Origin of the sequence: Serratia sp. 2C06 (assembly GCF_050037615.1) — a bacterium.
Classification (GTDB): Bacteria; Pseudomonadota; Gammaproteobacteria; order Enterobacterales; family Enterobacteriaceae; genus Serratia; species Serratia ureilytica.
Genome location: NZ_CP188299.1, coordinates 334,229 through 351,639, shown reverse-complemented (window position 1 = coordinate 351,639; position 17,411 = coordinate 334,229). Strand labels below are relative to the sequence as shown.

Annotated in this window: 13 protein-coding genes; all 13 read right to left on the bottom strand. The window is 56.4% G+C overall.

The window, feature by feature from the left end; all coding sequences use genetic code 11:
* Positions 1–76: 76 nt before the first annotated feature.
* The gene (locus ACP3TA_RS02070) at positions 77–2,224 is read right to left on the bottom strand and encodes a phosphocholine-specific phospholipase C (protein WP_342191110.1); all 2,148 of its coding nucleotides are present in this window, start codon (positions 2,222–2,224) and stop codon (positions 77–79) included.
* A 123-nt stretch (positions 2,225–2,347) separates the two neighbouring features.
* Positions 2,348–3,187 carry an NADPH-dependent 7-cyano-7-deazaguanine reductase QueF gene (queF, locus tag ACP3TA_RS02065; protein WP_033644641.1) on the bottom strand — a complete coding sequence of 280 codons (840 nt, stop codon included), beginning with the start codon at positions 3,185–3,187 and terminating at the stop codon, positions 2,348–2,350.
* Positions 3,165–4,061, bottom strand: a complete 897-nt coding sequence (locus ACP3TA_RS02060) for a queuosine precursor transporter (RefSeq protein ID WP_033644642.1) — start codon at positions 4,059–4,061, stop codon at positions 3,165–3,167. Before ACP3TA_RS02060 ends, queF begins: the two co-directional genes overlap by 23 nt.
* Positions 4,062–4,676 (bottom strand): helix-turn-helix domain-containing protein, encoded by a 615-nt coding sequence (locus ACP3TA_RS02055; RefSeq protein WP_033644644.1) that lies wholly within the window; start codon positions 4,674–4,676, stop codon positions 4,062–4,064.
* Positions 4,677–5,210: 534 nt separating this feature from the next.
* On the bottom strand, positions 5,211–6,512 hold the full coding sequence (locus ACP3TA_RS02050) for a cytosine permease (RefSeq protein ID WP_426784487.1): 1,302 nt from the start codon (positions 6,510–6,512) through the stop codon (positions 5,211–5,213).
* 20 nt (positions 6,513–6,532) lie between these two features.
* Positions 6,533–7,222, bottom strand: coding sequence for a helix-turn-helix transcriptional regulator (locus ACP3TA_RS02045; RefSeq protein WP_033644646.1), 690 nt, complete (start codon positions 7,220–7,222; stop codon positions 6,533–6,535).
* A gap of 27 nt (positions 7,223–7,249) precedes the next feature.
* The gene (locus tag ACP3TA_RS02040; RefSeq protein WP_019453029.1) at positions 7,250–7,660 is read right to left on the bottom strand and encodes a GNAT family N-acetyltransferase; all 411 of its coding nucleotides are present in this window, start codon (positions 7,658–7,660) and stop codon (positions 7,250–7,252) included.
* 416 nt (positions 7,661–8,076) lie between these two features.
* Positions 8,077–8,991, bottom strand: a complete 915-nt coding sequence (locus ACP3TA_RS02035; protein WP_406875241.1) for an alpha/beta hydrolase — start codon at positions 8,989–8,991, stop codon at positions 8,077–8,079.
* A 640-nt stretch (positions 8,992–9,631) separates the two neighbouring features.
* Entirely contained in the window at positions 9,632–10,516 is an 885-nt protein-coding gene (locus ACP3TA_RS02030) for an ATP-grasp fold amidoligase family protein (protein WP_033651313.1), read from the bottom strand.
* Positions 10,517–10,566: 50 nt separating this feature from the next.
* A complete protein-coding gene (locus ACP3TA_RS02025; protein WP_072626982.1) occupies positions 10,567–11,862 on the bottom strand; it encodes a lysine N(6)-hydroxylase/L-ornithine N(5)-oxygenase family protein in 1,296 nt (431 codons plus the stop codon).
* A 1,042-nt stretch (positions 11,863–12,904) separates the two neighbouring features.
* On the bottom strand, positions 12,905–14,107 hold the full coding sequence (locus tag ACP3TA_RS02020; RefSeq protein WP_080273418.1) for a lactonase family protein: 1,203 nt from the start codon (positions 14,105–14,107) through the stop codon (positions 12,905–12,907).
* A gap of 232 nt (positions 14,108–14,339) precedes the next feature.
* Positions 14,340–15,758, bottom strand: a complete 1,419-nt coding sequence (locus tag ACP3TA_RS02015) for a cytochrome c (protein WP_047026457.1) — start codon at positions 15,756–15,758, stop codon at positions 14,340–14,342.
* Positions 15,755–17,410, bottom strand: coding sequence for a GMC family oxidoreductase (locus ACP3TA_RS02010; protein WP_033644658.1), 1,656 nt, complete (start codon positions 17,408–17,410; stop codon positions 15,755–15,757). Before ACP3TA_RS02010 ends, ACP3TA_RS02015 begins: the two co-directional genes overlap by 4 nt.
* Position 17,411: the final 1 nt, after the last annotated feature.

Below are 17,411 nucleotides of genomic sequence, written 5' to 3'. Positions count from 1 at the left end.
TGGGTAATCGGCGAAGAACGAGAACGCAATGATAAGCGATATCCTTTCGATTTTTGAACTCCCACAGTGCCGATAGTTACTCATGGCCCATCAGCGGGTCGCTGACGCTGTGTTCGCCATCTTCCAGCCGCCCCGCCAGGCGACGCAGCCAGCCCCCGGCGCTTTGCAGCGTAATATCGTACCAACCGCCGCTGGCGCGGGCGTCAAACGCTTGCTGGTGGCTGCCGCCCGCAGGCAGCGTGATAGGCCACGGGCCTTGCTGCGTGTAAGGGCAGCGTACGAGGGTGACCGTTATCGCTTCGGGGGCCGGGTTATTCAACTGCAGCAGCAGGTTGCGGCCCGTCGGGCGCAAACGCACCTCAGGCTGCGGCCGGCTCAGGGCGCCGCGCAGTTCACGATGAAAGCCGTTGGGGCCGAGCAGCCACAGATGGTACTCATTTTCCGCCCGCCAGTCGTCGCTGACCGCCTTGCCGGCCTCGACGGTATAGCGGCGCGGGATTTGCGTCAGGTCTCGCCGGTCGTAGACGTGAAACACCGCCCCTTGCTCGCCGGTGTTGAACAGGTTCAGCGTCACGCGGCGCTGCTCGGTCGCGACGCTGGCCTCGACGTGCAGCTGGTAGGGCAGAGCGCGGGAAGGGCGCGCCAGGCGGCGTTGGTGGGGTAAACGCTGGCGGGCGGGCGGCGGCAGCGGCACCTGCGGCAGCTGTTCCTGACGCTGGCGCAGGCCGTCGGCGGCGTGGCGGCTGGTGGCGGGCAGGCTCGGCAATGCTTCGCCGTTAGGATCGACAAAGTTGAACGCCGAGGTGAGATCGCCACACACCGCGCGGCGCCAGGCGCTGATGTTGGGTTCATGCACCTGAAAGCGCTTTTCCAGGAATTGCAGCACCGAGGTGTGATCGAAGACCTGCGAATTGACCCAGCCGCCGCGGCTCCAGGGCGACAGCACCAGCATCGGCACCCGCGGGCCGGGGCCGTAGATGCGGCCGTCCGGCGGCGGCTGGTTCTGCGAGCCGGGCGGCGCCACGTGCTGGAAGATCTCGGTATCGAACGGCACCGTCGATTTACCGGCGAAGCTGCCGTCTTCGCGCAGCGACGGCGCGGAAGGCGAAGGCATATGATCGAAAAAACCGTCGTTTTCGTCGTAGTTGACCAGCAGCACGGTTTTACTCCACACCTCCGGGTTGTCGGTCAGCGCGTTGAGGATCTCTTGAGTGAACCAGCCGCCCTGCACCGGGCTGGAGGGATCGGGATGTTCCGAATAGGCCGCCGGCGCGATGATCCAACTGACCTGCGGCAGTTTGCCCTGCTGCACGTCGGTGCGGAATCCGGCCAGCATGGTGTCCAGATCGTTGCCGTCGGCGGCCGGCAGGGTGTTGCCGTTGCCTTTGTACAGCGGCGCGGTCGCGTTGAGCTCGTCGCGATAAGGCACGAAGGCGTTGAAGTCTTTTGGCGGCCGAGCCGGGTTGCCCACCTGAATGCTGGCGGCGCGGTATTGGCGAAAGCCCGCCAGCGGGTTGTCGGTAAAGTTGTCCGGCAGGAATTGGTATACCTTCCAACTGACGCCGCTCGCCTCCAGCCGTTCCGGATAGGTGGTCCACCGGTAGCCGATCTCTGCCGGGCCGGGGCTGTCCCATTCGTTGACCACTACCGCCACGTCGGCGGCGGACGGGCCGTTGGTGCCGGTCCAGTGGAACAGCCGATTGGTGTTGGTGCCGGCGTGGATGGAGCAGTGATAGGCATCGCACAGGGTGAAGGCGTTGGCCAGCGCGAACTGGAACGGCAGCTCCTGCTGGCGGTAGTAGCCCATCGAGGCCGGCGTTTTGTAGGTGGGCCAGGCGCTCATGCGGCCGTGATCCCAGGCGGCTTGCTCATCCACCCACGAGTGCGGCGTGCCGGTGACGCGCTGGGCGTTGCCGCGTTTGCTGTCCAGATGGTAGGGCAGCACCAGCCGTTCAGCGCCCTGTTGCTGCCAGACCAGGCGATCGCCGGGCAGTGGAATGGTAAATCGATCGCTGAAGCCGCGCACGCCCGGTAAGGTGCCGAAGTAGTGATCGAAAGAGCGGTTCTCCTGCATCAGGATCACCACGTGTTCGGCGTCGCGCAGGGTGCCGGTGCGGTTATTGGCGGGAATGGCCAGCGCTTTGCGAATCGAGGCGGGCAACAGCGAGAACGCCGATCCGATGGCGGCAGCCCGCAGGATGTCTCTGCGAGAAAGGTCAGGCATGCGTCGTTAATCTCCGTCAGTGTGCTTTGAAGATAGCCGCTGACGACGATAATGGCGAAAAATAACAGGGAGATGAAAGCGAGAGAAACAATGCTCCCTGGCGGGAGCATTGGGGGATGAGGCTTACTGTCTGATCAGGCGGCCGAGCGTCGGCGCCGTTTCGAAATCGCTGCGGAAGGGGTTGATGTCCAGGCCGCCGCGGCGGGTGTAACGCGCGAACACGCTGAGTTTTTCCGGGCGGCAGCTCTGCTTGATGTCGTTGAAAATGCGCTCGACGCACTGCTCGTGGAATTCGTTGTGCTGGCGGAAGGAGATCAGGTAGCGCAGCAGGCTTTCGCGATCGATTTTGCGGCCTTCATAGTGGATCACCACGCTGCCCCAGTCCGGCTGGTTGGTGACCAGGCAGTTGGATTTCAGCAGATTGGAAGACAGCGTCTCCGCTACGTGCTCCCCTTGATCGGCCGCGCCGCTCAGGTATTCCGGTTTGAAGGCGAAGTCGTCGACCGCGATATCCAGATCGTCGATGTTGATGCCCGGCAGACGATCGATCTGCGCCGGATAACCTTCCAAACCCGGATAGAGCTTGACGGTGACCTGGCCATTGGCCGCCTGCGACAGATCCTTCTGCATGGCGGCGCTCACCTGTTCCACGCTGTCGAAGCGCGTTTGGTTGAAGCTGTTGAGATACAGCTTGAACGATTTCGATTCGATCAGGTTGGAAGAAGAGTGCGGGAAGGTAAATTCGCCGATGCCCACCACCGGTTTGCCCTTGCCGTTGAGCCACGACAACTCGAAGGCGGTCCACAGATCAAAGCCGCTGAACGGCAGCTGCCGTTCGTCCACGCCGATCAGATCGCGGCCGCGTGCGCGCGGCAAGGCTTCGAGCAATGCGGGAGCATATTGGTCCGGATAATCGGAGTTCGCGCCAAGATGGGTGATCTTATCTTGCTTTTGGATATGCATATTCATTGCCCTTTGCTTGTTCGGTATTGATGTAGCGGTTAAACAGACTGCGGGTGGCGTAAATCGGCCCGACGCCCAGCAGGGCGTAAACCACCTTGATCAGGAACTGAGACAGGATCATGGTTTTGATGATGTCCCAGCTCAGCACGTTGTAGAACGCCAGCGTACAGAACACCACGCTGTCGATGGCCGATGCGATTACGGTGCTGGTGATCACGCGCACGAACAGGTAGCGGGAGTTGGTCAACTCCTTGATCTTGCAAAGCAGATAGGAGTTGACGTTCTCGGAGATCAGATAGGCCGCCGAAGAGGCCACCAGCACCGCCATGATGCTGTGCACGATGCCGTTGTAGGTCTCGCTGTACTCCCACTGTGGAATGCTCGGCACCAGCGTCGTCACCCAGACGCCGAGAACGAAGGTCAGGTTGGCGATGAACGAGATGATGATGGTGCGTCTGGCCAGCCGCAACCCATAGAACTCGTTGAGAATGTCCACCAGAATGAACGTGAGCGGATAGATGAAGATCGCCGGCGGCGTGATGAGATTCAGCACCGGAATTTGGATCGGCTTGACGCCGCACAGCGTCGAGAAGATATAAATCACGCTGAGCGCCACGGTAATAATCAGGTAGGCGTACCAGGAACGTTCATGGCGATCGCTGAGCTCATAGGCGGTTTTTTGTTGATTGTCGCCGTAGAGTTTACGGTACAGCGCCTGCAGCTCGTGCCGGCTCAGATCTTCCGATATTTCGCTGTCGGCCAGCTCATTGAGCCCCATGGTAATGGTTTTGCCGGTGGCCAATACCATGACATTGGCCGCGATGGTGCCATGTCGGGTGAAGCCCAACAGCTTGAACTTCTGATTCGGTTCCATTTATAACCTTTCTCCAACGATATAACCCAGGAATTGCACCGTCTCCTGAAGGCGTTTGTCCATGCTTTCGCTGTCTTTGTCGTCAACCACAAAGAAGCCGCTTTTTCCCGAGTGATACAGCAAAGGTGAATCGCAAATCAGTACCGGCGGACGTTTGATGATAATGACTTCGCCCGGAATGAATGACCCTTTAATTTCGGTCTCTATTTTCATTGCCAACATGTTCGACTCATCGCCGAAGAAATAAGTCAAAGGAAACTCGGTGACCAGCTGCCCGATCTTGCGCTGCGAGACGGCCAGATAGCGCGACTGCGGGATCACCGGAATGGCGGAAGGGTTCTTGTTGCCTTCGGTGGACAACGTTTCGTTGAGCAGCTCCAGTTTTTCCAGATCGTAGTCTTCGATCTCTTCACAGGAGACACCGAAAAAATCTGAAATCCGATTAACGGTGGATTGCTGAACGTTGTTCACTCTTCCATCAAGAATTTTGTATAGGGTAGTGCGCGTCAGGCCGCTGCGGTTGGAAAAGGAAGCCTTGGTTTCACCGCGGGTACGCATTAGATATTCAATATTTTTAATGATGTTGATTTTGCGCTGTGCGTTGGGGGTTTTCATAGGCTGTCCTTACAAACATTACGCTGGCTTCACTATATCTTACGCGTTGGCGTTGTCCAGATAAAAAGGCGCAGGGAATAGGATAACAGACTGATTATTTTCGTTAATTATTGCTTTCTGTCAGCGGCTTGGCGAGGGGTGGGCGACGTGGATGCGGAAGGCGGGTTGGGGAAATGATAAAGCTGTGCAAATCAATTGATTAGCTTTTGCTTATGGAAAAGTGAACACAAAAGCCAATTTTATGTTCACTTTTATGTTGACCAAAGGCGATTTCATGGGCTACTGTTCATGCAAGCTGAAGTTTTTCTTTACGATCAAAACACTGAAGCTAACGACTTTTATAATAAAAAGCTCAGAGGGGGATGTTCCCGCACTCTGAGCATAATGGATAGCTTGCTACCGACACCAGGGACCCTTACCACCACGGCCGTTTGTCTGCGCGATCGGCCTATTCCTTTGCGCTGAACTCCGCACTTTGCGAGCAATAAAACACTCCCCCGTCATCGGAGGAGTGCGTTAACGCCTGTGCGAAAATCAGAGCGACTTCTGCGCGGCCAGGGGTTTTTGCGCCCGACTGAAGGCCAGCTTGAGCACCCAATACAGCAGGCTGGCGGCCACCAGTGAGTTGATGGTCGGTACGCCCCATTCGGTCGCCAGGCCAACGGCGCCGCCGGCGATGCTGGCGACGATCGCCGCCCAGCCGATGGTTGGGGTTTCGTTCGGCAACTGGCCCGTACGGCGGCTCTCGTCCAGGATTTTGCGGTGGCTGCGCAGCAGGTAATAGTCCACCAGCATGATGCCGATAATGGGCGGGAAGACCACGCCCAGCACCGTCAGGAAGTCGACGAAGCGGTCGAGAATGCCCAACACCGACAGCGTGGTGCCCAGAATACCGATCGCCAACGTGGTGTAGGTGTACTTCAGCTTTTTGCCGGTGATGCCTTCCACCGCGTTGACGATGCCCAGCGAAGAGGAGTACAGGTTGAGATCGTTGACGCGCAGGGTGGAAAACACCACCACCAGCAAACCGGCGCCGCCGGCCGCTTGCGACATGATGGTGACCACATCCGCGGTGCCCAGGGTTTTGGCGATCAGGATAGCCAGGCCATTCACCACGAACTCGCCGGCGACGATGGTGAAGATCGTAACGCCGAGCACGTGTTTGCCGTTTTTGGAGTAACGGGTCAGATCGGGCGTCATCAGGCTGGCCACGATGGCGCCGCCGACGACGATGGTGATGCCGGCGCTGATGGTCAATGGTTCACCCGGCGGCGCCAGCTGGATGATCTCCTGCAGGTTATGGCCGGAAAGCGCGGTCACTGAAATATAGGCCACCAGCATAATGAACATCGGCACCGCGATACGGGCGGCGATGCGCAACGCCTTGAAGCCGAATGCCACCAGGATGGTCAACAGCGTGCCCGAGAGCCCGGCGGCCAGGCCAAAGCCCAGCTTATTGCCGAGCGCGAAATCGAGCGACTTGGCGAAAATGGCGTTTTGAATGCCGAACCAACCCAGCAGGCTGACGGCCACGACCACGCCGATCAGCACCGAGCCCAGGCGGCCAAAGCCGCACCAGCGCGCCAGCAGGCTGCCGGAAATCCCTTCGCGCATGCCCGCCATCCCAAGCCCATAGGTCACCACGCCGAAGATCAGGCTGCCGACGAAAATGGCGGTGAAGGCGTCAATCAACGTCATGGAGTTGCCGAGCACGGCGCCGAGCATGAACTGGTCCAGCGCGGTCAGCATGCCCATATGCACGATGGCCACGCTTAAAAACGAGACTCTTTTATCCTGCGGCACCCGGGTGAGCGGATAATCTTCGATCTTTATCACGGTGAGATCTTCCTTGCGGTTCAAATAAACTGAATGCCCTTGGTTATCAGGCGATCGGGAATGTAGTTATCCAGGTTGGCGTATTTGCAATACTCCTCAAACTGTTGCTGAGTATGCACGTTGGCCTTCTGGTAAATATTATAAATGCGGTTTTCGATGGTCTTATTGCTGACGTTATAGATTTTGGCGATCTCTTTCACCGTAAATCGCTGCAGCATAAGGAAAATGACATCGAGCTCGGCGCGGGTGAACAGCTCGTTGTTAACTTCGGTGGTCAAGATGCTGGGTTTTTGCTGATTGATGTATTTCAGCGGCGACAGGCTGTTCATCGGCTTGGCGTTCCAGATCACGCCGATCACCTGTTTGTCATCGTTGTAGACCGGCAGCTTTTCGCTGATAAACGGCGTCAGGCTGTCTTTGCCATACCAGTAGTGCGTCTCGATGACCGTGACCCGATCGCGCGCCGCTTCGGTCATCTTGTCATGCTCGATAAAGTCGGCGGCGGAATCGGCCCAGTCGGCGGGGAATTCGTGGTCATATTTTCCCGCGACGTCGAAATTCAGCGGCGTATTGGTATAGAGATAAGCGGCGCGGTTCATATAGAGGTGGCGGGACAGCTGGTCTTTGATGCCCCAGGGCTCGCTCAGGTGCTCCATCATGGTAATGAGGCCCTTGAAATAAGATTCATTATTTTTATGCGATGAACCCATACCCACCTCTGCGCCGCTCAGGCCGCGTTACAGGCTTTTAGCCAGGTAATGGCGGGTATGGCGATGCGCATAGTCACCCAGCTCGCCATAGACTCGGTAGCCCAGTTTTTCGTAGAAGCCTCTGGCCTGGAAATCGAAGGTATCGACGTAGGCCATATGGCAACCGCGCTTGCGGGCTTCTTCTTCGGCCAGCTGCATCAGTTGGCGACCGTAACCGCTTTTGCGGCATTGATCGCCGACCCAAAGATACTGTACTTCCAGGCCGCCCCACCAGGTACGTGCGACCAGACCGCCGACGATCTGCTGGTTGTCGTCGGTGACGGTCAGGAACAGCGGGTGAATGTCTACGGGCTGGGTTTTATGGTTGTGCGCCCAGAGGCTGTCGATAACGAACTCTTCATCCTGCGGGTTGGGTTTGTCGGTGATATTAATATTCATTTTTAATATAATTCCCTGATTTAATTATTCAAATCTGAACTAGACGCTTTCGCCCCAACCGCTTCTATTATCACTTTTATTAATGTATTTCAAGGGTGGTTTTCACCCTTTTCCGCCGTGCAGGCGGGCGCTTATAGTAAGCATCACAGGGTGAAGAAAATAGCGAAACAAGCAGTATTAAAACGCTGAAATGCCCTGCCAACACCATCTTTTCCTACTTGCGCCTCACCAGGGCCCCACAGGGAAAACTGCAGTACTGTACGGCTCCACCGGATAGAGCAAGCTAACTTGCCGACGGGGGAGCCACTTTGTTTTTGCGCATCCGTTCCGCGATGACTGCGCGCTGTCTCAGATATTAAACGCTCTTCTTATCAGAAGATATGAGCCGCCGATGAAAATGCGGTCGATACCCTCCTTTAGTCTTCATATGCCACGCTGCTCAGTGCCGGCTCGATGGCGGCACCCAGCATGGCGCCGTGTCCCAAGCCGGGCCACTCCCGATAGCCGACGGTAAGACCGTCGAGCTTTGCCAGGCGTTCCGCCAGCATTTGCGCCGCGTTCGCCGGCAGTGCAGGGCTCTTCACGCCGGGCGGGGCCGCGCGCTCGCGCTCCGCCAGACCCACCCACAACTGCAGCCTTGCCGCCGGCGTCGGATGCCGTTCTGCCCACTGCTGCGCCTCTTGCAGGATCATGCCGTTGCCCCACCACAGCGAGGGTTCCACGGCGATATAATGCTGGAAGGCGGCGGGATGGTTGAATAACGTATGCAGAACGAAGAGCCCGCCGTAGGAATGGCCCCATAGCGTTTGCCGCTGCTGATCGACCGCCAGTTTGGCGGCGATCGCCGGTTTGATCCGCGTTTCAATCAATTGCAGGAAGGCCTCCGCGCCCCCGCCCGCCTGCGGCGGTTTCTTCATGCCCGTCGGCAGAGGCAGCGTATAGTCGTAGGCGCGGCCGGCGGCATCGATGCGCAGATCGTTGTCATAGCCGATCATCACCAGCACCGGTGGCCGCTTCGCCGTCGCCAATCTGGCCAGTAAGCTGGCGTTCAGCTCCATCAGCACCGCATTGCCGTCGAGGAAATAAATCGTCGGATAGCCGTCAGGCGCAGGCGCCCGACGCGGCTGGGCGATACGGACGCGGTAACGTCGTTGACCATCGGCGGAGGTGAAGCGCAGATCGCTGAAGCGGTAATCCGCAGAGTCGCTATCGGCGACGGTCACGCCGATCCTGCGTTCCAGATCGGGCCTGGCCTGCACGGCCCCCGGCAACCAAAAGCCGATGGCGAGCGCCAGAAGCGTGCAGATAAAATGCCGGTGAGACAATAACATGCGGGTCAGCGTCCTCGAAAAAGGCCGATATTAGCATCGGTACGCGCCCAGTAAAAACCTCTCCTTCGGGCGGGTATTTCAGTGGCGAAGTGCGGCCGGGGTCAGGCGGTGGCTGCCTGATGCTTCGCAGGGTTAATAGCAACTCATTGTTATTATTGGCAAGTCAGGAATAAGAAGGGTTACGATTAATTAGAAATGATTATGTTTTTTTGAGGGGGTAATCTGCTGATGGGTGCAAAAACACTCAATCATCAATGGGTGTTAGCGAAAAAAAAGCCCTATAAAATAGGGCAAAGACACACAACAACACCAGGGAAACTTTCCGGTATCTTATATTATAGCTTCCTATACATATAGAACATTTTATTATAAATATGTAAACGATTCTTATTAATGTTCTAATGCCATTGTTTTTCAAGGGGTTATGTCGCCCAAGGGGGAACGTTCCCGATGGCGGTGCAAGCCACTCCGCAGTGGATTAAGCGCAGGTGGCGGGGCGGTGCCGGCCCGCCGCCCCACAGTGAGATGCCGGCCCGCCGCCCCACAGTGAGATGCCGGCGGGCGGCCTGCGAAAACGCCGGCCGGTATCTCCTGTTTGATGGATGCGCAGGGGAATTGCGCCGCCTTTTGTTGATGATAATCAGTGCTGTTGCAGCGTCAGCATCTTGCCAAGCAAAACATCGGTCGGTGGCAGAATATCCGTATCCAGCCCGGCCGAGGGGGTAAAGGTCAGCTCACCGAAAATGATTTGGCCCTGAGAGATGTAGAAATCAACGCGCACGAACTCGAAGGGCGCTGACAAACGAGCGGCATACTCAAACAGCTCATCGTATCCCTCCGGTTTCACGAAGGCATCTATCTCCTCCTGGCTCAACGCCAGGCAGTCCTCGCTATAGCAAAGGAACTTGAAATCTTTGTCGAAGAAGTAATATTTCGGCGTCCCGGTATCCCTGCCGACGCACAGCAAGGTGCAGTATGGCACGCCGCGAAAACAATAAATTTTGTAGTCTTCAGGCCCGTGACCATTGGCCGATTCGATATACTTTTCTCCAATGATCTTTTTTTGTATCCCTTTGTAGTTGAGTTCTACATAGGTTTTCCAGTAATCGTCTTTCATCCAGCCATCGATCAGCTGGGAGGCGCTTTTAATGTTCAACGATTGTTTATTCTGGCAAATTAAATTATATCCTGAGCCGTGATTCCCCTTGATGACAAATTTCTCAGGCAGCGTTTCCCATGGGATCTCCTGTACCGAATCACAGGCAAAGTACAGCTCATTTAGGATCTCTTCACATCCTTTTGCCTTGATGTACTCTCTAACCGCATATTTATCTGCGCATTGAGTGACTAAGGCATTTTTACTGTAGTCATTCAACTTAAGGTGATTGATTTTTTCATTCCAGGTCGATGGCGCCTGCAAGTTCAGCGGTTTGCCAAATGCTCTTTTGTAGATCAATCTGGCCTTGAATTCGGGGGCCAATACGGCCAACTGATTCATAATGAACTTGTTTATTTGTCTTTTCATATCCGTAATTCCATCAAAGCATAGTGACAATGATTAAGACGTTCTTGTATTTAAAACGCGGGTGGCGCACCTTCACTGCGCCATTGAATGGCTGTCGGCGTTGTTCCCAGATCAAATGGCTGGTGGTCTAACGCCCGATTAAGAATGCGGGCCGAACGCCACGCCATCAGGCTCAGCTGAGGATCGGCAATGCCGTGATTATGCATACTGGCGTTCATCGCAAATAAGCAGTTCTCCGCCGGGCCTTCCCACTCAAAGGTAAAGTCCGGGGCTATGCGGTACTCGCCGTCCGCCGTGGTCAACAGTCGGTGGGCCAGAGGCGCAAGGAACTCAGGCGTCGCCGATTGATAACCGGTAGCAAAGATCACCACGTCCGCCTTGAAGGTTTCCTCGCCGTGATCGAGATGATGACGCGTTTCGAGTTGGTAGGCGTTATCCAGCGTGTGTTTTACGGCCGTCAGCGAACGGCTGGGCAGCAGGCGCACCCATAATTTCTCGCGCAGTACGTCGAAGCGGTGGTACATGGCGCGATAGATGGCCAGCAGCGACTCGCTGGTGATGCCGTCTGAGGTCATCTTTTGTTCGGCCAGCATATGCCGCTTGGCCGCGCTGTCCAGTGAGTAGAAACTCTCGACGTAATCTGGCGTGAAATATTCATTGGCAAAGGCCGCCTCATCAAGCGCGTTGTAATTGTTGCGTCGCGATATCCAGTCGAGTTGTTCTGGCTGCCCCCATTCCCCTTTAAAAATATTCAGGAACAGATCGGCGCCGCTCTGGCCGCCACCGACGATCGCCACGCGTTTGCCTGCCAGATTAGGGTTGCGCAGCATCATTTCGCTGGCGTGGAAACAGCGATCGTTTTGCGCCGTCACGCAATCCGGTAACTTTATTTTCTTGCCAATACCGATGCTTACGTGTCTGGCGTGGAAGATCTCCCGTGAGGTGGTCACCACGAACTGGCGTTGCCGATCGTCAAACTCGACTCGCTGAACGTCTTGATTGAACGCCAACGATCCCATCCCGCTTGCGGCCCAGGTGAGGTAATCGGCGAACTCTTCACGCGATGCGGTACGCTGTTCGGTCGTCAGGAAACGGTAGAATTTTCGGTTTTTTACCAGATAGTTGAGAAAGCTGTAGGGATTGGTTGGGGCAACCGCGCTCACCAAATCCTTTAAAAAGTTGGTTTGCATGTTGCAGTCAGCCAAAATCATGCCCGGGTGCCAGGAGAAATGAGGTTTGCGCTCAAGGAATTGCCCCGTAAATCCCTCGATTTCGCTCCCTAAGGCCGCCAGGCTAAGATTCGACGGGCCAAGGCCAATACCGATGATATCGAAACGCTGATTCATTAATAAGCTCCAGTATAATGAGAATAATACCCAGAAATACGGCTGCAAAGGGGTTGGCTTATAGCAACCAGGCTGCCTTTTTCTTATAAGTAAACGACATGAATTAAAAATAATTAAAAGATATGCGGGTTAAAAATGCGTCATTTTTAAATGCCCGTTTAGAATTCGGTAGCACATCAGGTAAAGGCTACGGGTGTATTTCTTTCCATGAAAGTCCCTGCGAAAGCTTGCGTATGTGTTTAATTAATATTCTTAAGCAATAATCTTAGAAACCGCGTTCATCATTCCATGTAAACGACACTCCGCAAAGAGGATAAGCCGCATGGGATTGGCATCGACTATTGACTGTTAACGTGTATACGCCGTTCTGCGTTCGGCTTGTGTTTCTTGAATCAGGTATTCGCTGCTTAGAATAGCGTTAAAAGGGATTCTGGGAAGGTGAAATAACATGATATTAGGCGTTGAGCGCTTTTTGAAAAGATGAAATTAAAGTGAAATTATGAAATCAGGCCGTTTTGATGGTATTTTTATCATTATATTCAATGTGTTATTATCTTTTGGATGCGAGAGCTATTGCGTCTTGGCGGCATGGGGTATCCGCTTTCACATCGGCCAATGCGCCCAGTTTTGTTGTTTGCGGGCCTGTATGGCGGGAAATTATCCCTATATGCATTAATTTCAATGAGTGAATGTTCATGTTATATACAGAGGCGCCTGTTGACGTTGGAAAAGCGCCAATTAAAAACCGATTGGCCGACAGTTGGACGTTTAGGTTCGTTTAGGTTCAGCGACGGCGTGACGTGCAAGGATATCCGTGTGCCGCCGGAACTTGCCTGAATGTAGCCGCCATGATATCAACCCGGTTTGAATTGTTTTGGCGTTTCTCTTTTATAATTCCTTTGCCGCTGATGATGATTCTCATTACCTGAGCGTTCACGTTATCGACACGTTAAACGCCATGGGAATGGGGTAAAGTATGGCGCTCGTGTGGGCAAGAGAATCGATGTTGGCGCTGCGACAAACGGATTGCCGCAGCAATAATTTACTCGTGGATAAATTTAACGTCAGTTGGCGTACCTATCTGGACGCTTACGCCGTTGCCATATAATTCGCCGGTATCCAGATCGCGTTGTAATACGGTAACGTTATTACTAAACACATTGGCGACTAGCAGAAACTTTCCGCTTTTATCGAAGGCGAAAGCGCGCGGTTCGATTCCGCCGGAAAGCGTGCGGCCAATCAGCGTGAGTTTGCCATTCTCCGGGTTAATTTTATAACCCACGATTTCGTTGGTTTTTTGGCGATTGCTCGCATAGAGGTATTTTCCGTCAGGGGAAAACGCCAGCCCGCCGCCGCCCTTTGCATCCGCGCGGGTGCTTTCCGTCAGCGCTAATGTCTGGATGTTCTCCAACCGATCGTTATTAATCTGGTAGGCAAAAATATTCGCCGACATTTCGCTGATCACGTAGGCGAATCTGCCATTTGCGGAAAAGATCATATGTCGCGGGCCGGTGCCCGGCGGAAACGACAAATCGTAATCCGGCGCGAGCCTGAACGGCGCGGCCTTATTTGCCGCGTCGTAGAAGAAGGCATGAATGATGTCGCCACCTAAATCGGCGGCGTACATCATGCGCCCATCGGGGGTGAAGTTGACGGAGTGAATATGGGCGCTGGCTTGCCGCTCGGCAACGGCCTCTGAGCCCTTGGTGAAGGGAAAGCGCTGCAGCACCTCGCCGAGTTCACCGTTCTGGAGAATGGGGGCCACGATGACGCTGGCATGCCCGGGGGCGTTGGAGTAATTGGCGGCCAATAAGTAGCGCCCGTCTGGACTGATGGCGGCATGCGTCGGCTCTTGTCCCTGCGAGTCGATGCCGCTGATGCGTTGCGGGTCGCCGCCTTTGCCGAGCCTGAGCGTGCTGATTTGGCCTTGCTGAGTTTCATTGGTGGTATAGGCAAATTGGCGATTTTTGCTCAGAACTATCCAGGAAGGGCTGTCCATTTTTATGCGATTCAATGGCAGCAGGCTGCCGTCTTCGTTGAGCGCCAACCGATACATCCCCTGGCTGGGATAAACGGGCGGCTGAACCCGATCGCCGTCTCTTTCCCCTGTCCAGGTGCCAATCAAAACGATTTGCGCGGTGCTGCCCGGCTGCGGCTGCGGCGGAGCGGCCTGGGTGATCCAGGCCGGCAATAATAAAGACAGAAAGGAAAACTTGGCGATGCTGGGGAACGTTGCGTTTTTCATGGTCGGGCTCCTGGCGTGATTGACTGTGTTTTGTGACCGAGGCGAACGGTGTACAGGGTTTATCGTCGTAGCGAGGCACCGCCCAGAATGAACAGGCAGACATAACCAAAATAGTGCAAAACGCCGGCGGGGCCTATTTTTAGCACATCATTGGCGTATGGCATCAGAGCCTTGCGCGCCGGCAGACAAGCTCCCTGCGGCCGCCAGCGTAGGGAGCTTTAATTGGCATGAATCACGCGCCGCGGCGTTTGCGCACCCGCCACGCGATGGCGGCCAGTAGCGCCAGCGCGCCGCCGCCCAACCCCGGTGCCATATAGGGCTGCATCTCGGCCAGCAACGGCGCTGGGCCCCCTCGTCTGAGGATCGCAACGTCTTCGGCGGTGACGTGCGCCGCGGGGTTGCCGTAATGTTGCAAGACATAGTTGCCGATCGCCGCAATCTGTTGGTCGTTCAAGGGATTGACATAGGATTGCGGGCCGAAATTCGGCATCAGGATATGTTGATCCCCGACGCGGCGCTCGACGCCGAACAAAATGGCCGAGATCAGATTGGAGGGATTGCGCGAGCCCGTCGCCGTGTTGTTGAACAGCGATGGATAGGCCTGGTTTTGACTGCCGCTGCCGTCGGGTTGGTGGCAGCTGGCGCAGTTGCCGCTGAACAAGGCGGCGCCGTCAATCACCGTCTCGTTGGCGGTCGGCGGATGCGCGCCGCGCAGCTCGGGTTCAACGTTGAACGGCTTGCCAAAGCTGTCTGCCGGCCGCGTATCGCGTCGATCTCTGATCGGCGGACTGTTTTTCAGGTAAGCGGCAATCGCGGCCAGATCGTCGTCCGACAAATATTGCAGGCTGTTTTCTATCGCTTCCGCCATGCCCCCCGCCGCCTGGTTTTTTCCCGCCGCGCGCCCGGTTTTCAAATACTGGATTAGCTCAGCCTGGCTCCATCCGCCAATGCCGCTGATCGGGTCGGAAGTAATATTGGGCGCATACCAACTGCCGACCATGGCGCCGGAAAGCGGTTGCCCGCTGTATTCAGCCAGTAACACGTTGCGCGGCGTATGGCAGGTATCGCAGTGTCCAGGGCCGTTGACCAGGTAGGCGCCGCGGTTCCATTGCGCATCTTCGCTGCTGTCGGCGCTGAAATGCCCCTCTTCCAGAAACAAACTGTTCCAGGCCGGCATGATAAAGCGCAGGTTAAAGGGGAAGGGCAGTTCGGTTCGCCTGTTGTGCTGAACGACGGGGGCGACGCCGTTCATAAAGTAGGCGTACAGCGCGTGAATGTCCTCGTCGTTCAATTTGACGTATGACGTATAAGGCATTGCCGGGTACAGCGGGGTGCCGTCCGCGCGAATGCCTTCACGCACGGCGCGGGCGAATTGCGCTTCGCTGTAGCGGCCAATGCCGGTTTCCTTGTCGGGGGTGATGTTGGTGGTGTAAATCACGCCTACCGGCGTGGCGATGCTGTAACCGCCGGCAAATCGCTCGCCGCCTCCCGTTTGGGTGTGGCAGGCCTGGCAGTCCGCTGCCACCGCGAGCCGCTCGCCTTTTTCAATCAGCTCGGCGCTGAAATACGGTCCTTCGTCGGCGGCGAACGCCGAGCCGCCGCCCGCCGCGAGGAGCAGCGCCAGCCAGGCTATCCTTGCAGGTTTTCTCATGATTTCACCGCCAGTTTGCGGGCAATGTCGTCCGCCGCTTTAAGGCCCAGGGCCGCCATCGTCAGCGTGCTGTTCACCACGCTGGCTGAAGGGATGGCGCCACCGCCGGGCAGCCACAGGTTCGGATGATCGTGCGCACGGCAATCGCCGTTCACCACGGAATTTTTCTCATCGTTGCCCATGATGGTGCCGCCCATAATGTGATTATTGGCATTCAGGCTGGTGGTGATGTTGAATTCATCGGCATCAAACAATTGGCCAATATGCTTGAGCTGCCGGTGCGCCGCTTCAGCCCCTTTTCGCACATAGTCCCCCACGTCATAGTAAATGTCCGGGCAAGGCAAACCGTGGGCGTCTTTGCGCGTTGCGCTCAACGTCAGACGGTTATTGGGATCGGGCAGCGGTTCCAGACTGATGGACAAATCGACGCCGTGCGCCGCGCGGCGGCGGATCTCGTCATCCAGCGCTTTCCCCACCAGGCCCTGCGCCAGGGCCTGACGCGTAGCCGGCAAAACGCGGTTGATGTTATTGAGGATCATCTTGTTGGCTGAGTAATGCTTGCGGAAATCCCCATCGCGCGGGCCGACCAAACAGCTGCTCTGCGCCGGGCCGCGTCCTGGCCACAGCGGCTCTTTCGCCAGGAAGGTGCAGTGAAAGCCGGAGTGATCCATCATATTGCGGCCAACCTGATCGGAGCTGTTGGCGATCCCATTCGGGTTTTGCGCATTGGCGGCCATCAACAGCAGGCGCGGGGTTTCGATGCCATTGCATGCCAGGACGAACGCGCTGGCGCTGGCTTTGTGCGACCGCTTTTGGTTGTCCAGCCAATGCACGGCGGTAACCTGATTTTGCCCATCGGTATCGATTTTGTACGCCACCGCTTCCGCCAGCACGAGCGCTCCTTTCATTTCGGCGCGTTCGATGTGATGGATGCCGTTATACATGGCGCCAATCGGGCAGATAGGTTGGCAGTTATTGTTGCCGCAGCAGGTGGGCCGCCCCTGCCATGGTCGCGTGCTGCGCCCTTGGGGGATCGGTACGGAGCGGTAACCGTGCGGGTTGACCACTTCGGCGAACCGCGTATCTCCGTGGGCCCAGGGCACCATATCCATGGGATAAGGCTTGCTGCGCGCTGAAGGCGATTGTTTGGCCGGATCGTTTGGGCCGGCGACGCCAATCGCCTCCTCCGCGCGGCAGTAGTAGGGCTCGAGATCGTCATAGGCGATGGGCCAGTCGCGGCCAACCCCGTACAGCGTTTTCATTTTGAAATCGTTTGGCAGATGGCGCCAGCAGGAGGCCGCCCAGTGCCAGGTCGTGCCGCCCACGGTGCGTAAATAGCCCTGCTTAAAGCTGTCCGCGCTTGGGCCACTTAACGCGACATAATCGTTTGGCGGAAAATAGAGCGGCGCGGTGGCGTAGGCTGATTGCGGGTACAAGCCTTGAAAATCGGAGCCCGCACGGTTATCAAACGGCATATTGCGCCAGTTTTCGACGGCCTGCGCGCGATCGATACGCAGGCCCGCCTCCAATACCAGCACGGAATAGCCTTGGCCGGCCAACTGGTCCGCCATCATGCCGCCGACGATCCCCGAGCCGACGATGACAATATCGGCCGAGGCATCGCCATCAGCCGTGAATACCGGTTTTTTCATG

What these genes read in the sequence shown, in the direction of transcription:
- ACP3TA_RS02070 (WP_342191110.1), bottom strand. Translation starts at nt 2,224, where the DNA reads ATGCCTGACCTTTCTCGCAGAGACATCCTGCGGGCTGCCGCCATCGGA.
- queF (WP_033644641.1), bottom strand. Translation starts at nt 3,187, where the DNA reads ATGCATATCCAAAAGCAAGATAAGATCACCCATCTTGGCGCGAACTCC.
- ACP3TA_RS02060 (WP_033644642.1), bottom strand. Translation starts at nt 4,061, where the DNA reads ATGGAACCGAATCAGAAGTTCAAGCTGTTGGGCTTCACCCGACATGGC.
- ACP3TA_RS02055 (WP_033644644.1), bottom strand. Translation starts at nt 4,676, where the DNA reads ATGAAAACCCCCAACGCACAGCGCAAAATCAACATCATTAAAAATATT.
- ACP3TA_RS02045 (WP_033644646.1), bottom strand. Translation starts at nt 7,222, where the DNA reads ATGGGTTCATCGCATAAAAATAATGAATCTTATTTCAAGGGCCTCATT.
- ACP3TA_RS02040 (WP_019453029.1), bottom strand. Translation starts at nt 7,660, where the DNA reads ATGAATATTAATATCACCGACAAACCCAACCCGCAGGATGAAGAGTTC.
- ACP3TA_RS02035 (WP_406875241.1), bottom strand. Translation starts at nt 8,991, where the DNA reads ATGTTATTGTCTCACCGGCATTTTATCTGCACGCTTCTGGCGCTCGCC.
- ACP3TA_RS02030 (WP_033651313.1), bottom strand. Translation starts at nt 10,516, where the DNA reads ATGAAAAGACAAATAAACAAGTTCATTATGAATCAGTTGGCCGTATTG.
- ACP3TA_RS02025 (WP_072626982.1), bottom strand. Translation starts at nt 11,862, where the DNA reads ATGAATCAGCGTTTCGATATCATCGGTATTGGCCTTGGCCCGTCGAAT.
- ACP3TA_RS02020 (WP_080273418.1), bottom strand. Translation starts at nt 14,107, where the DNA reads ATGAAAAACGCAACGTTCCCCAGCATCGCCAAGTTTTCCTTTCTGTCT.
- ACP3TA_RS02015 (WP_047026457.1), bottom strand. Translation starts at nt 15,758, where the DNA reads ATGAGAAAACCTGCAAGGATAGCCTGGCTGGCGCTGCTCCTCGCGGCG.
- ACP3TA_RS02010 (WP_033644658.1), bottom strand. Translation starts at nt 17,410, where the DNA reads ATGAAAAAACCGGTATTCACGGCTGATGGCGATGCCTCGGCCGATATT.